This window comes from Vibrio sp. 10N.222.46.A1 (assembly GCF_041473595.1).
GTDB lineage: Bacteria > Pseudomonadota > Gammaproteobacteria > Enterobacterales > Vibrionaceae > Vibrio > Vibrio tasmaniensis_A.
This window is the reverse complement of the sequence record NZ_JBFRSN010000140.1, coordinates 1-12516: the sequence shown is the minus strand read 5'-3', so window position 1 is coordinate 12516 and position 12516 is coordinate 1. Positions and strand designations below refer to the sequence as shown.

The 12516-nt window shown below is 38.2% G+C and carries 13 protein-coding genes; 4 read left to right on the top strand and 9 right to left on the bottom strand.

All coding sequences use genetic code 11. From position 1 onward, the window contains the following. Both AB4496_RS05085 and AB4496_RS05080 read left to right on the top strand, forming a co-directional pair. On the top strand, positions 1-1051 hold a 1051-nt coding region (locus AB4496_RS05085; RefSeq protein ID WP_372130654.1), incomplete at its 5' end, for an HNH endonuclease. Beyond that, positions 1038-1403 carry a nucleotide pyrophosphohydrolase gene (locus tag AB4496_RS05080; protein WP_102257642.1) on the top strand — a complete coding sequence of 122 codons (366 nt, stop codon included), beginning with the start codon at positions 1038-1040 and terminating at the stop codon, positions 1401-1403. The genes AB4496_RS05085 and AB4496_RS05080, both read left to right, overlap by 14 nt. Positions 1404-1454: 51 nt before the next feature. Here AB4496_RS05080 and AB4496_RS05075 read toward each other — a convergent pair whose 3' ends face one another. The 9 genes from AB4496_RS05075 to AB4496_RS05035 all read right to left on the bottom strand — a co-directional run bounded on the left by AB4496_RS05075 (position 1455) and on the right by AB4496_RS05035 (position 10806). Then, entirely contained in the window at positions 1455-2645 is a 1191-nt protein-coding gene (locus AB4496_RS05075) for an MFS transporter (protein WP_102257643.1), read from the bottom strand. Next, positions 2632-3621, bottom strand: a complete 990-nt coding sequence (locus AB4496_RS05070; protein ID WP_102257644.1) for a hypothetical protein — start codon at positions 3619-3621, stop codon at positions 2632-2634. The genes AB4496_RS05075 and AB4496_RS05070 overlap by 14 nt, the downstream gene beginning before the upstream one ends. Continuing rightward, entirely contained in the window at positions 3611-4519 is a 909-nt protein-coding gene (locus AB4496_RS05065; protein ID WP_102257645.1) for a hypothetical protein, read from the bottom strand. Before AB4496_RS05065 ends, AB4496_RS05070 begins: the two co-directional genes overlap by 11 nt. Positions 4520-4571: 52 nt before the next feature. Further along, positions 4572-4703, bottom strand: coding sequence for a hypothetical protein (locus AB4496_RS05060; RefSeq protein WP_276605431.1), 132 nt, complete (start codon positions 4701-4703; stop codon positions 4572-4574). 488 nt (positions 4704-5191) lie between these two features. Beyond that, positions 5192-6736, bottom strand: a complete 1545-nt coding sequence (locus AB4496_RS05055) for a replication endonuclease (RefSeq protein ID WP_102257647.1) — start codon at positions 6734-6736, stop codon at positions 5192-5194. 240 nt (positions 6737-6976) lie between these two features. Beyond that, on the bottom strand, positions 6977-7219 hold the full coding sequence (locus AB4496_RS05050) for a helix-turn-helix domain-containing protein (protein WP_102257649.1): 243 nt from the start codon (positions 7217-7219) through the stop codon (positions 6977-6979). Between the two features lie 322 nt (positions 7220-7541). Continuing rightward, a complete protein-coding gene (locus AB4496_RS05045) occupies positions 7542-8750 on the bottom strand; it encodes a site-specific integrase (RefSeq protein WP_102257650.1) in 1209 nt (402 codons plus the stop codon). A 269-nt stretch (positions 8751-9019) separates the two neighbouring features. Then, positions 9020-10144: a DUF3800 domain-containing protein gene (locus AB4496_RS05040; protein ID WP_017084737.1), complete on the bottom strand. Its 1125-nt coding sequence runs from the start codon at positions 10142-10144 to the stop codon at positions 9020-9022. A gap of 35 nt (positions 10145-10179) precedes the next feature. Next, positions 10180-10806, bottom strand: a complete 627-nt coding sequence (locus tag AB4496_RS05035; protein WP_017084738.1) for a hypothetical protein — start codon at positions 10804-10806, stop codon at positions 10180-10182. A 746-nt stretch (positions 10807-11552) separates the two neighbouring features. On the opposite strand from AB4496_RS05035, the gene AB4496_RS05030 reads away from it, so the two are divergent. Next, complete coding sequence (locus tag AB4496_RS05030) at positions 11553-11732, top strand: hypothetical protein (protein WP_102257651.1); 180 nt, start codon at positions 11553-11555, stop codon at positions 11730-11732. Positions 11733-12278: 546 nt separating this feature from the next. Beyond that, on the top strand, positions 12279-12516 hold a 238-nt coding region (locus tag AB4496_RS05025; RefSeq protein WP_372130653.1), incomplete at its 3' end, for a hypothetical protein.

The following is a 12516-nucleotide window of genomic DNA, read 5'->3' as shown; positions in this document are numbered from 1 at the left end:
GAACTACTTAACTGGGCTTTCGACAATGCCAAAAACTTGGACAATTATACTAAAAAACGATGATATAACTGAAAGGAACCTTAAAATCGCCCTTGAGAACTTCACTTGGGGAACAAGGACTAGTGGTTTACATTCAGAAATAAAAGCTGGAGATAATGTAATGTTTTTAGTGGGGGTTAGGACCCAAAACAAACAATACATGAAAAAGCATCTACCTTTTATCGAACATAGGTACCCGATGTATCCAGATGAAACGTTAACTGAAGATTTTGTCAGTGATTTTGTATTCGAAATAGACCGAGTAATTCTTGGTAAAATCACTAGTGATTTCTATATAGATGATTATAAATTATGGCCATCACCAAATGAAGACGACCCAACTAAACAATCTGTTAGCTTCAAACATAGATTTAAGTGGGTTCAAACTCATGAAGCTGGCAAGATGAACTGGTCTATAAACGACAGCAATTATAACTTTCACTTAAGTATAATAGCGGCAGGTAAAAAGCGCGCTCCGTTCCCGAGTGTTCTTTTGTTGCATGATATGGAAAACATAGAATCTAAATTAACAGTAAGTGAACTTCCTTCAACAGATGAAGAAACTTACCAAAACACCGTAGAAACTGCACAGTCAATAATTTTAGAGGCAGGGCCAATAAAGCCGCCCCAAAAACGTGGTGACAATGGTAATGCCAAAGGTAAATGGCCAAGAAGCTTCCGTATTGCTAAAAGCGCGTTAGAAAATGCTAATTTTCAGTGTGAAAACAACCCTCAACACATTACATTTAGGTCTCGTGTAACTAAGAAAAACTTCGTCGAAGCACATCATTTAATACCAATGGAAAAACAAGGCGAGTTTAACGTTAGTCTAGATGTTCCAGAAAACATTCTTTCGCTCTGCCCTAATTGCCACAGCATGTTCCATCATTCTGATATAGATATTACCTCACCTCTAGTGGAAACATTCTTAAATCGTAGAAAGAAGTCTCTTAAGGAGAGAGGTGTCAAAATTACCCTTCGAAAACTTATGGATTATTATGTCAAAAAGTAACAGTTGTGTGGAACACAATGAACTGTATACCAAGCTACGTTCTTTTGCATCGGAAAGAGACTGGAGTAAGTTCCATAGTCCAAAAAACTTAACCATGGCGTTATCTGTTGAGGTGAGTGAACTAATGGAAATATTTCAGTGGTTAACAGAAGAGCAAAGCAACAAATTAACCGATGAACAAACAACAAAAGTTCAAGAAGAGTTAGCAGACGTATTTTTATATCTCTTACAGTTAGCCGATGCAACAAACATTGATTTGATACAGGCAGCTCATATAAAAATCCAAAAAAATGCTCAAAAGTATCCTATCTCGTCATCTTATGGTAACGCAACGAAGTACTCAGACAAATAACATTGTATAAGCCTTACCTCACAAGTAAGGCTTACGGTTGACGTTCTATAATTATTCTTTACGTATCAAAAAGATCGTACTTAAGAATGTAGTAACTGAAATGACAATTAAGGTAAGATCAATTAACTCAACTAGTGATGCAAAAGCAAACAGCAACATTCCCATAGGGATTGCTGTATTCATCCAAAGTTGTTCCTTAGCAGCAAAAATCGATAGTTGATTAGGGGATAGCTCATTTTGAACTTTAGTATCCCATTTCACACCACTCATAGTTGTAAATAGAGCTCCAGTAAGGCCAAACATCGCGATTATGTAAATGTTCATTTGGCTATTGAAAGCCAACAATTGAATAGTAAGGAACAATAAACATAGGAAGTGGACACCTTTCCATTTTACGTTGGTAAGCTTTCCTGTCATAACGGAGGCCGACCCTAACAGAGAACCCACTGAAACTATAGTCGCAACAAGTGCCCATGAATATTCTGAATGATTTTGTATAATTAAGAATGGCCCCGCACTACCCATAAACCCAATACAAACTGAGGCAAAGAACCAACTTCTTATACCATTCTCAGACCAAACTGGAATTATAGACATCTTATTTGAGTTTGTATCAGGTTTGGGTGTTTCTGATTCGCCAACTGAATTGACTTGCTTTTCAAGATCCATTAAGGAAAACATAAGTAAGGCGAAGCCAAAAGTAATAACATCAACCAATAGAACTAGTTCGAAGCCAAGAAATATAACTATCGTAGCGCCAACCAATGGCCCAAGGATCCCAAAAACATCACCCATAGCAGATAGAATTGAGTTACATCTCTCCCTTTCCTTTTCTAAAGTAATTACTGGTATCAACCTGTATGAGGAAGGGGCGAAAAAAGATGAAGCTATACCGTATATAAAGGAAGATGCTGCCATTGCTACAATATCATTACTATAAACGTAGATATAAAGAAGTAAGCCAAGCTGCGTCGATAGCTTAAAAAAATCCGAGACAAGGATTACTCTCTTAAGGTTAACAAAACTTGTTCTTCGATATTGTAAAGTCCCTAAGTATCTCCCTAACCATAAGGATATAAGAACTATGCTAAGACCTACGCCTGACGGAGAGATCTTTACAGATTCGATGGCAAAGGCGATTGGTATTATAGAATTTCCTATAGAAGAAACAAACGAGGCGATACAAAAAAGGAAAAAGTTTCTACTAATATTGCCCAATAGTTTTAATCTAATAGCTTTCATCTCTACATCCTTTGATTATTAAGCCTTCTTTCAACCCGAATAATAGGAAGTCCATAACTTGACTCTCAGGAAGCCCTAATTCATTAGATATATCCCTTGCGTTAAGGAAAAACTCAGTTTGAATTAATTTAAGTATCGAAGAATAAATAGGCTTCAATTTTATTCGCTTTTTCGGTGTAATTAACACATCATAAGAGCCCATCGATTTTAACGGAGGAAAGTGATTATAATAAGCCCTTAGATTGGTTGTTTTTTTCAATAATTCAGGTGCAATAGAATACGGCAAACTACTACCTACTCTAGGTTTCAAAACCTTCAACTTCTCTTCCAAGTTCAACTGATCATATGTCGTATCATTATACCCCTCAAATGCCACTGTTAGATGCATTGTGAGTTCACCTAAACCGTGAACATTATGTTTCTTACCTCTAGGGTAAAACGCCATATCGCCTACGCTATAAGTGATATTTGGCGTATTGTTATCGTGATTCCATTGTTTCTTTCCCATAATTTGGAAAATAATAAAAGGGTGGTCATCAGCATGCATAAAAAACGCTGTTCCTTTTGAGCATGTTACATAACACTGTACCCAGCACTTAACACCATACTTTGATTCAATATACTCCTGTACTAACCTTGCTTGGGGTATATAGTCATTCATATGATCGAAGACAAACGTCCCTCCTTTTTTCAAAAATTGCACCACATTATCGCCATCAACTACTGAATGTTCGATAAGACCATCACCTATTCTCGACTCAATGAACATAGCTGGGTGGAGATCCTTCCCTTCCAATATCAATCTCAAGTTGAACCTAGAACTTCCAACATTTAGTATTGAGTCATATATTGAAGCAGCCAAACTCCTAAATTTTTCAGGTGTTACATGCGATGTCGAAAATGAATCTGAAGGTTTAATTCCTATATTTAACTCATCTATAGAGTTAAATATTTCTTGATAAAATTTAAAACACATACACAGCGCCTATCTTGATCATTTTCTCGACTAAATTGGAATCGATTTTTGACGAAATTAGTTCTCTTAAGACTTCAGGTTTGGAGAATTTGAATTTCTTACTCAATAATCTTTTTTTTTCTTCATCTGTTAATTTTATTCTCCCATATCGAGTCTCGATGTAATCACCTTCAAGCTTAAAACTACTAAGCGCTACTTTCGCGCGACATAGAATTTTGATATTAGCTTTAAGGTTAGGATCGTAAATCGGAGGAATAAACACATTGCCGTCGCGCGACTCCACACAACTCAATCCTATAAACAGACCTGGGCCATTACTTTTGAAAATGTGTAAAACTTTAGACTTAACGTTATGATACTCTCCATTTTTTAGACGAACACATTGAGCGAAAGGCAATTTATCTACATAATCAAAAGTAATACCCATGAAGCTTCTTGCGTCTATTATAGGAAAGTCGAACTCTACATCATTTTCATTAGGCCATTCATAAATACACCGTCCTAAACCATCAATATCTAAAATGATCGAATCTTCGAAATCTCGATGAACTCCAAACGGCGTCCAATTTTCTGAAGTAGATATAAAAACATACACGTCTTTTAAGTCTGGATTTTTGTATCTCGCTAATATTTTACTTTCCAATAGTAGTGCATTAATTTCTCTAGTCAGCAATAAGCTCCATTTAGAAAGCTCATTGATTGCCAAGCAGTAGCCCTCGCCGACAATTCCTCTTAAATGTTCGTGAGGAGGTTGAGCACAATTACCCCATAATTTTGGTATTGAAGCACATGCTCTATAATCTAAGTTTTGTCCTTTAAAAACCCTGTAAGTAGGTTCAATCATTGTTGAGTTAAAAGCACTATTAAGAGAGCTATTTATTACTGAAATAGATATCATTTGTATTTAAAAAGCCCTCATTCTAGAGGGCTTCTCCATAACGTCTTATAAACTAGTGCCCAACATCTTGACGTGGACTATCATTATCGCAGCAAATGCTTTCACTAGCCTCAACCTCAAATTCTTTTGAGAATTCATCGTTATTTTGTTCAATATCCTGATGTAACTTGTTCTTATCTTCCATAAGTTAGCTCCTTGGTAAGTTGTCGTTAACTAGTGCGTAATGAATGCCTAAATGACTCACGATCGCACCCAACCAACCTTGATGCATCTCACTGTAAAACCAAAATTAATTATTTGTAATTTATAGAACATATAAGCTATAAATATAAGCTCACGTTGAAATGTTACGCTATCGATATACCCTGTCCTTACCAACTAGTTTCCCTGAGTAAAATATGGGGAGTTCTCTTTCCGAAGTTTTTTAAGTGAGAAACTTACTTCCCTACAAATAATGAGCGTTATGCTCATACTTGTCGCTTCACTACCCATCAGAAAAACTAACAATTTAGTCATGGCTTTATTCCAAGGTGCCTTCATCCTCGATATTATTTTTGGTTACTTTTTAAAAAAGCACACGAACCTTATAAGGAAGATAGTCTCTTGTTTACTCGCTACCCTTGGTATTTTAACTTTGGTTTCATAACGTACACTTATTCACAGAACTCCAAGTTAAAAAGCATAACGGGGAGTTGATTCCAATCGCCACTGAAATGTTCGCGTGATGATTTCACGCCCCGCAATCATGACTCCTTTCAACACTCTCACCATTTCATTTTCGTCATATAAACTACTTTTGATAACTCCAGTAGTTAAATCAAAAGAAAGAGCGTAGTAAGGCTTACAGACCTGCTCCTTGCGTAGACTGAACACACCACCCATCATCTCAGTAAACCGTTTCCAATCACCTTTGTCCGCGGCTTTTAAAATCCCTTGAGCAAGTAACGGTAAACCTTGTCTTTCTTTTAGGCGTCTCAACTCACGCCACACTGTCACAGAACAGCCTCCCAGTTGTTGAAATTGACGTATGCCCCAACAGGCCGCCCACGCATCAACTCTGGCAGCCGCATCTTGAGGGTCTTCTTCGTAAACACCTTTATCAAGATCAGTTCCATCAATGTTCTTTGAAATGTACTTAGCGATATAACCCGTAGCAGAGCCCTTTGATGGATCTATCTTGATTTCAGTAAATCGGTGCTCAGTCGCGCCTTTTTCTTTACTATCTTCTCGTAACGCATAGTCCTGTATAACCTCTATCATTTGACGATAAGATTCCGGCTCCACAAACAACAATAAATGCCAATGTGGTGTGCCGTCATGTTGTGGCTCTGCTACACGGAAACCGTAAAAACGGACCCCTAAACGATTCAGTTTTGAACGTATTAATTGCCAGACCTTATTTAAGTAAGAGTGACCGTCTAGCGGGGTAAAGCCTCCCCATTTTGGATTGGCATGACCCGAAGCTGAGTAGCTTCTGTGATACTTCGAAGGACAAGTAAGAGTGAGAAAAGTTGCTACATGGTTAAGTTCTTGAGCAAGGTCTTCAAATCCCCTTGCTCTAACCATTAATTCAGCTTTGCGTATCTTCGGATCAGAGACACCCTTTTGTGCTAATTCAAGCAATGAAAAGCGTTGCCCTAGCTCATTAACAGCAAAGGTATTTTCTAAATAAGCGTTCTGATAGGCTCTTTGGTTCCTTCTAGCGATTAATGTCGGATAGGAGCAATACAGGCTTGTTTTCTTATTGATTTGGTTAAGATGGTGCAGAACAATTTCTATATTACGTCTTAACGCCTTTCTGAGCTTTCTAAGCCACCATTTAGGGTCACTATAACGGGCTAGCTCACCGGAATATGAGTACAAACCTGCGTTAGCAGGAAGTCCTTGTTGTTTGACTAGCTGACGAATATAAACAAGGGAAACGGATTCACTCAAATGTTGGCGTCGTAATGCAAGCGTCGAAGCCGCTAAGCGTTTCGCTTTGTCCCTTAAGTCCTCTTCAGTAAGGTTGAGTCCCACTTTATCCAACGGGACAGATAAATGATTCGAGAGTGTGTCCGACGTTACTCGCAAATAAGTATTTCGTTCAAACTTGGTTGGCTGACGACAATACTCATTAAGTAAGATCCGCTGAATTTCAAATGAAAACAAAGCTAACCTCTTGGTCACAAAACCTCTGTCATCAGGGTCAACACTCGATAAATCTAACACATTCATACTCGTTCACTCCCTGTCTGAGTCAAGGAGAAAACATCCCAACGAAGGCCGTAAGATTTGTTACTCACATACGTTATTAAACCGGCTTGAAAAAGCTTATCTATAGTCTCTTTAAAGAGGCGAATAGGTAGTCGCTCTTTTGGGAGCACCTCTCCATTCCTCGGGCAATAGTCTGAGCACACTTCAAACGTATGCCCTCTTTTCATCCAAGCCAAAAGGGTCAATTGTTCTTTACTCAAATTAATCATGATAGCCCCCTCTGTGAGAGAGTTGTTCGCATTTACTGTGGCTCTCTAGCCACTGGTCTAAATCTTCTTTTAGATAGCGTATCGCTCGCCCTATTTTAATAAAAGGTGGGGCGTCTGTTCGATTCTTTCGATGTCCTTCCATTCTTGATTGGCGTAAAAACGAACGACTCATACCAATGTAAGTCGCAGTCTCTTGTTCGGTGTAGGCACGTTTTTGGGTTAATTCTGAATTCATCTCTTTATTCCTCTTAGTCGATTCGAGTTCATCTAAGCAGAAATAAATTCGCAGTGTTAGAGGGTTGTACCTATTAGGTTTAGAGTTATACCTATTAGGTTAAACGATGAAAAAACGCCCTCTCAAGGGGAGTAATTTCTCGGTTAAGTACGATATAAATAAAATCAATGGGTTAATACAATCTTAACCGAAAGTAACCGTTACCAAATAACGCGGTACAAAAACCGTCAAAGCCCCGTGTTTATTGGTTTCATTCGGTTACCTAACCGAAAATAACAACATGTGAAAATATCCAGATAGAAACAAGACGAATATACGGCTGTTAGCCAATCAAATTGACCGCATTGGCTTGGTGCTCAGGAGCTAAATGCGCATACCTAAGGGTCATCTTTAAATCAGCATGGCCAAGTAGCTCACGAACGATGTTTAAATCCACTGCCGCCATAACAAGTTTACTGGCAAAATGGTGGCGCAAATCATGAAAGCGAAAATGTTGTATACCTGCTTCTTTTAATAATTGCTCCCACTGATATTGATAGGTTTCCAAAGGCCTATTATTGACAACAAAAACAAATTCCGTAGTTGGATTCTGCTCTCGCCAAACGTTGAGCATGTCAAAAACTGTATTATTCAGAGGGATCGTTCGTTTGTTTTTGGACTTCGCATTTTCAGAACGTACCGTTAGATAACGATCCTCCATATTGACGTGCTCCCAACATAAAGAAAGTAATTCACCTTTCCTCATACCAGTATTCATCGCCATTAAAACCAGTGGCTCTAGGTAATCGATATAACGTACAGAAAACTGTGTCGACGCCCTTTCTCCGAAGCGCTTTTTGATATCATTTTTCAGACGCTCACTACGATGATGTAGAGTGTCCAATAGTGACTTTTCTTCTTGATAGGAAAGGTAACGAACTCTCTTATTATCTTCCCTAGTAATTTTTACATTATTCAGATTATGTGAATCAATAAAATTCCATTCAACTGCACGGTTGAAAACCGCTCTCAGGCGATTATAGGCATACGAAACCGTTGCTGGAGCACGACCTAAGTTCCTGCGTTCAGTAACCCATTGTTGAATATCCCATGCAGTGATCTCTGCTAAGGGTTTATTCGCCAGATGTTTAAAATTGTTTGTTATACACATGAACGACTGCTTAGCCGTCTTAGGGTTCATAGCTATTAGGTAGGACTCATAATGTTCATCGAGAAATTTTTTTAGTGTTAGGCTACTTCTTTGCTCTTGCCTTTTAGCTTCATATCGGGCCTCTTGCACATCTTCACCACTTGCAACTAAACCCGCTTTCTCTTTAGCTAAGTCTCTTGCTTGCGCAGGAGTTAAAGCATTAGCAGAACCAAGGAGATAATTTCGCTGCTTCCCGTTGAGACGGAAGTACAGATAATACTTAATCGTACCTAAAGGAGAGATCCGAGCATGAAAGCCACTGATTTCAGTATCATTCAATCGCTTCTGTTCAACCTTGAGGTTCTTAATTGAATTAGCTGTGATTTTCTGCTTAATCGCCATAACACTCTTCCTTTGTGTAGCGGATATGTAGCAGAATAATTGTATATCGATAGACTAAAGCGAACGAGTATGAACAAACATAATTAATCTAAATTATTGTTATATATGGCATTACCATTCATTGTTGTATACCGCTGTCTACAGAGGAATATTAGTCAATTCCACTGTTAAGGTGTGAGCAAAGCAATACCGATGCCACCGCAACCACCAAACGCAAGGCATAGTAAAAACGCCACGCGTTGAGAATCACTCTAAACAGATTGTTATACCTAAAATTTGGGTGCAAATTTCAGTGCGTAATTTACCATTTGAACATATTCTTCAATGCCTTCCATTAATGGAAGTTTATCGCGACTTCTACTAGCTAGCTCTTCAAGGAGCAACGCATTGAGTTTTACAGAATCTCGCTCCAGATCGACATATTCAATTTCGGGAACGACGCTAGCATAGCCATAAATAACTTGATCGAAAAACGTACCAACCCATTTATCATAAAATGGATCATTCTTCTTTTCGTTAGCAACATATACAGATACTGCCGAAACGACATCGGCGACCTGAACTCCATGATAAACCTTTGAATCAACAAGATTTACCGGTTCACTCAAATTGAATGTAATTGGTACTGTTTTACCACCAATTGATTGAAAATGTTTGTCAGTTCTATTGATCATTGCGTCGAAAACAGACATATCTTCTTTCAACGGTTTTGCGTCATCACAAACTGCTGTTAATTGTTGATGATTCTGTCCCCAATATGCGAGCAAATTGAAAAGTGATGTATCAGTAAGGTCAAGTATCCATTTGTCGAGTCCTGTACCTTCTAATGCGTCAAGTTCATCAGCGACTGACTGTCGGTTAGCTTGCGTAAAAGCAAGGATACTTTGAAAGGGCATGGTTGCTTCTTGCGGAGTACTTATTGTAAAAAAGTCATCCGAAGTGGTCTTGTTGCGCATGAAGTTTTCAAAATCCAGAAACAACTCTTCTGCGACTTTTTCTTTTACAATAAACTCTATATACAAGTAATTAGCTACAAACTTATGGAAATTAAGGTTATAGAACAGCCCATTTTTTTGAGCTAAAGCAGGCTCAAAAATATACTCAAAAAACTTTCCTGCTAATGCCAACTTTTTATTCTGAACAACTGATTTCATCCTACCATCGTAGATTTCAAGCAATTCAGATATTGCTTTCTTACCACGGTTATTTCCCAGTAGCGTCCCGCCTTTCAGTTCACCATTTTGAATTTTGTACTTTTTAATTATGTACTCAACTACTTCTTTTGCTTCTTCATCACTCGATGCTACAGAGCCATACGAGAAGACTTCCTGACGAGCAGACAACAAGTTATTGCCTGTAAATCCAGACTCATCAAAATATATTTTTTGTGCCATAAAGCCTCTTTTAGTTATAACACCTTGTTATGCAACTATTCCACCGCGATCTCTTTACCAAACAGTACTTTTAGGAATTCAACTCCATCTTCATTCAAATAATAATCAGGCACAGAAGAACCATAGGCTGTTGGTATGACAATATTAACGAAACCATATGAAGCTAGTATATGACCAACTTCTTTGGATGTAAGAGCATTTTCTTGCTGTTTAAGTAACTTAAACTGATTTGCATTTAAGCCATTTATTGAGGTCGAAAATTGCATAAACTGCTCATAGTCCAAACATCCGATGACATATTTAGAAAAAACCTTCCCTAACATTTCTGGTTTATCAATATCATCAGAAGCATTGATAAGCAGAACCAAATTGTCATTTACTTTAGATTTGTACGTATAGTCACTTTCTAATTTAATGAAAAACATGTCTCTTTCATCTTCAGGAACTTGATTCAAAGCGAATACAAACTTTTGCAGTTTTTTAACCAACATGTAGTCACTAATACTTAGTCCAAAATCTTTCAGCTTAATCAAAGTTCCTAAAATGGGAATATCCTTTAGTAGCCCATCATCGAATTGAGAATCTAGAAGTGTTTCTCCTAGATCTACAAGCGCATCTGAAGCATCCTGCCGATTCAGCGTATTTACTAAGCCATTTTTCATAATTTACTCCAGTTGCGTAACGCTTATTAGACTGAATTTTTCCGTGTTTACATTCCATTTATGATGCTGGCATACATTATTAAACTCAATTAGCATCAAACTGTTATGTGAATCGAAAGAGGGTTTCGGGATAGAACTACGGAAAGTTTCCGCATTAGCGCCCAAAGTACGGATTAGATTAATTAGGTCTACTGCAATGCTCGCCAGACGGTAAGTTTATTAGGGCTAACAAAGTTTGGGGCAGAAGCGTTTTAGAGTAGTCGCACTAAGGCGCTCTTGTTCCATTTAGATTTGCTTATGCTCTTATTTCCCAACAGGTCAGTAGTATTGCAATAACAAATTACTACAAGATATTTCAGGCTTAACTCAAACAAATCTTATTATGTTAGGCTTTCAACTAAGCCTCTTAGAAGAATCATTGCCAGAAGTACATTATTGTTAAAAAACTCTTTTTAATCAGTGCACTAACCTTATTCTCAGCCTCATCTCAAACAGAGAAAATCCCTTACCTAGAGTGCGGAATAGAAAAGTCAACTTACATGACGCATGATGATAAAGTTATTGAAGTCCCGCCATTAGTATTCAGAGTTAAGCACGGTAATGATGAACCAACCGTTATGCTGCAAACTTAGTGGTTAGCTAAACTCCAGCATGCATGGGTTCATACTGTAGCCATAGATGGTAAAAGGCTAGAAAATGAGCACATGGGATTGACGTCGACGGTTACTCTTCCATGGAGGTACGAAATGAAGCCAGACCGTATTGTCCTGTATAGTGAATACGGTTACGAGTACACGGGAAACTACTTTACTAAAGCTATCAGACAAATGGTGATCGAACGTACGAGCGGTAATATTGTAATTTTTGACGATAAGGGTGGTGTAAATACTGAAGGCAGATGTGAAACAGTAAAAGTGAAGTTCTAAATCTGTGCCCACGTTTTGTAAGTGACCTTCCACATTTGAAGCAGGAAAGCTGTTAGCTATGGACATCTCGCTTCTGTCCCAAACAGTGGCATAAGTCTAGACTGTGGGGCGATACAAATAACCTCACCCTATAAGTACTAAAGAGTTGTCGTCGACTTTCCCGTATACCCATTAAAAAACCAGCTCAACATCCTACCGTCATCCTGACTCTCTGGGGTTTTACCATTGGGTTTTCCAAACGTTGACTCTAGCACTCCACTCGCAGCAGTGTTAATTCGGCAACGAATGACATCTAGACTGTGATGTATGAATACCGAGTCTCCTCGAATGGATGTAGAATAACGGACGTACATTTTCCTTTCCGATGAAATGTACCCGGATTTTTCCAATCTACTTGCTAGCAAATCTGCCTGTAATTTTGTTAAAGATAAAGAATTCATGATTATTGATTCGGTTAAAAACTCATGGGACAGTGTATCCATATGGAGACATTTAGCCTAATAGCTTATGTGATTATAAATGACGGTCTATAGAGGAAACTAATAAATGTTTGAGAGAATTGAAGATCTGACGTTTGTTAACTGGAAAGATTTTGGTGTGATTGTCGAAGAAAGTGCCAATGACACTGCTTTCACAACGATCAAAGATTACGCACAAACGATAGGTTTTATACTAGGCACCCGCGCTACTCGAGCCTCACAAGAATTGATGTCTTTAACGAAAATGTTCCCGTTTTCGGTTGTTAAAGGCAATCCCAATCAATATCCATATAGAGTCCTCGAAG

What these genes read in the sequence shown, in the direction of transcription:
- AB4496_RS05050 (WP_102257649.1), bottom strand. Translation starts at nt 7,219, where the DNA reads ATGAATTCAGAATTAACCCAAAAACGTGCCTACACCGAACAAGAGACT.
- AB4496_RS05065 (WP_102257645.1), bottom strand. Translation starts at nt 4,519, where the DNA reads ATGATATCTATTTCAGTAATAAATAGCTCTCTTAATAGTGCTTTTAAC.
- AB4496_RS05070 (WP_102257644.1), bottom strand. Translation starts at nt 3,621, where the DNA reads ATGTGTTTTAAATTTTATCAAGAAATATTTAACTCTATAGATGAGTTA.
- AB4496_RS05080 (WP_102257642.1), top strand. Translation starts at nt 1,038, where the DNA reads ATGTCAAAAAGTAACAGTTGTGTGGAACACAATGAACTGTATACCAAG.
- AB4496_RS05060 (WP_276605431.1), bottom strand. Translation starts at nt 4,703, where the DNA reads ATGGAAGATAAGAACAAGTTACATCAGGATATTGAACAAAATAACGAT.
- AB4496_RS05045 (WP_102257650.1), bottom strand. Translation starts at nt 8,750, where the DNA reads ATGGCGATTAAGCAGAAAATCACAGCTAATTCAATTAAGAACCTCAAG.
- AB4496_RS05040 (WP_017084737.1), bottom strand. Translation starts at nt 10,144, where the DNA reads ATGGCACAAAAAATATATTTTGATGAGTCTGGATTTACAGGCAATAAC.
- AB4496_RS05035 (WP_017084738.1), bottom strand. Translation starts at nt 10,806, where the DNA reads ATGAAAAATGGCTTAGTAAATACGCTGAATCGGCAGGATGCTTCAGAT.
- AB4496_RS05055 (WP_102257647.1), bottom strand. Translation starts at nt 6,736, where the DNA reads ATGAATGTGTTAGATTTATCGAGTGTTGACCCTGATGACAGAGGTTTT.
- AB4496_RS05030 (WP_102257651.1), top strand. Translation starts at nt 11,553, where the DNA reads ATGAAGCCAGACCGTATTGTCCTGTATAGTGAATACGGTTACGAGTAC.
- AB4496_RS05075 (WP_102257643.1), bottom strand. Translation starts at nt 2,645, where the DNA reads ATGAAAGCTATTAGATTAAAACTATTGGGCAATATTAGTAGAAACTTT.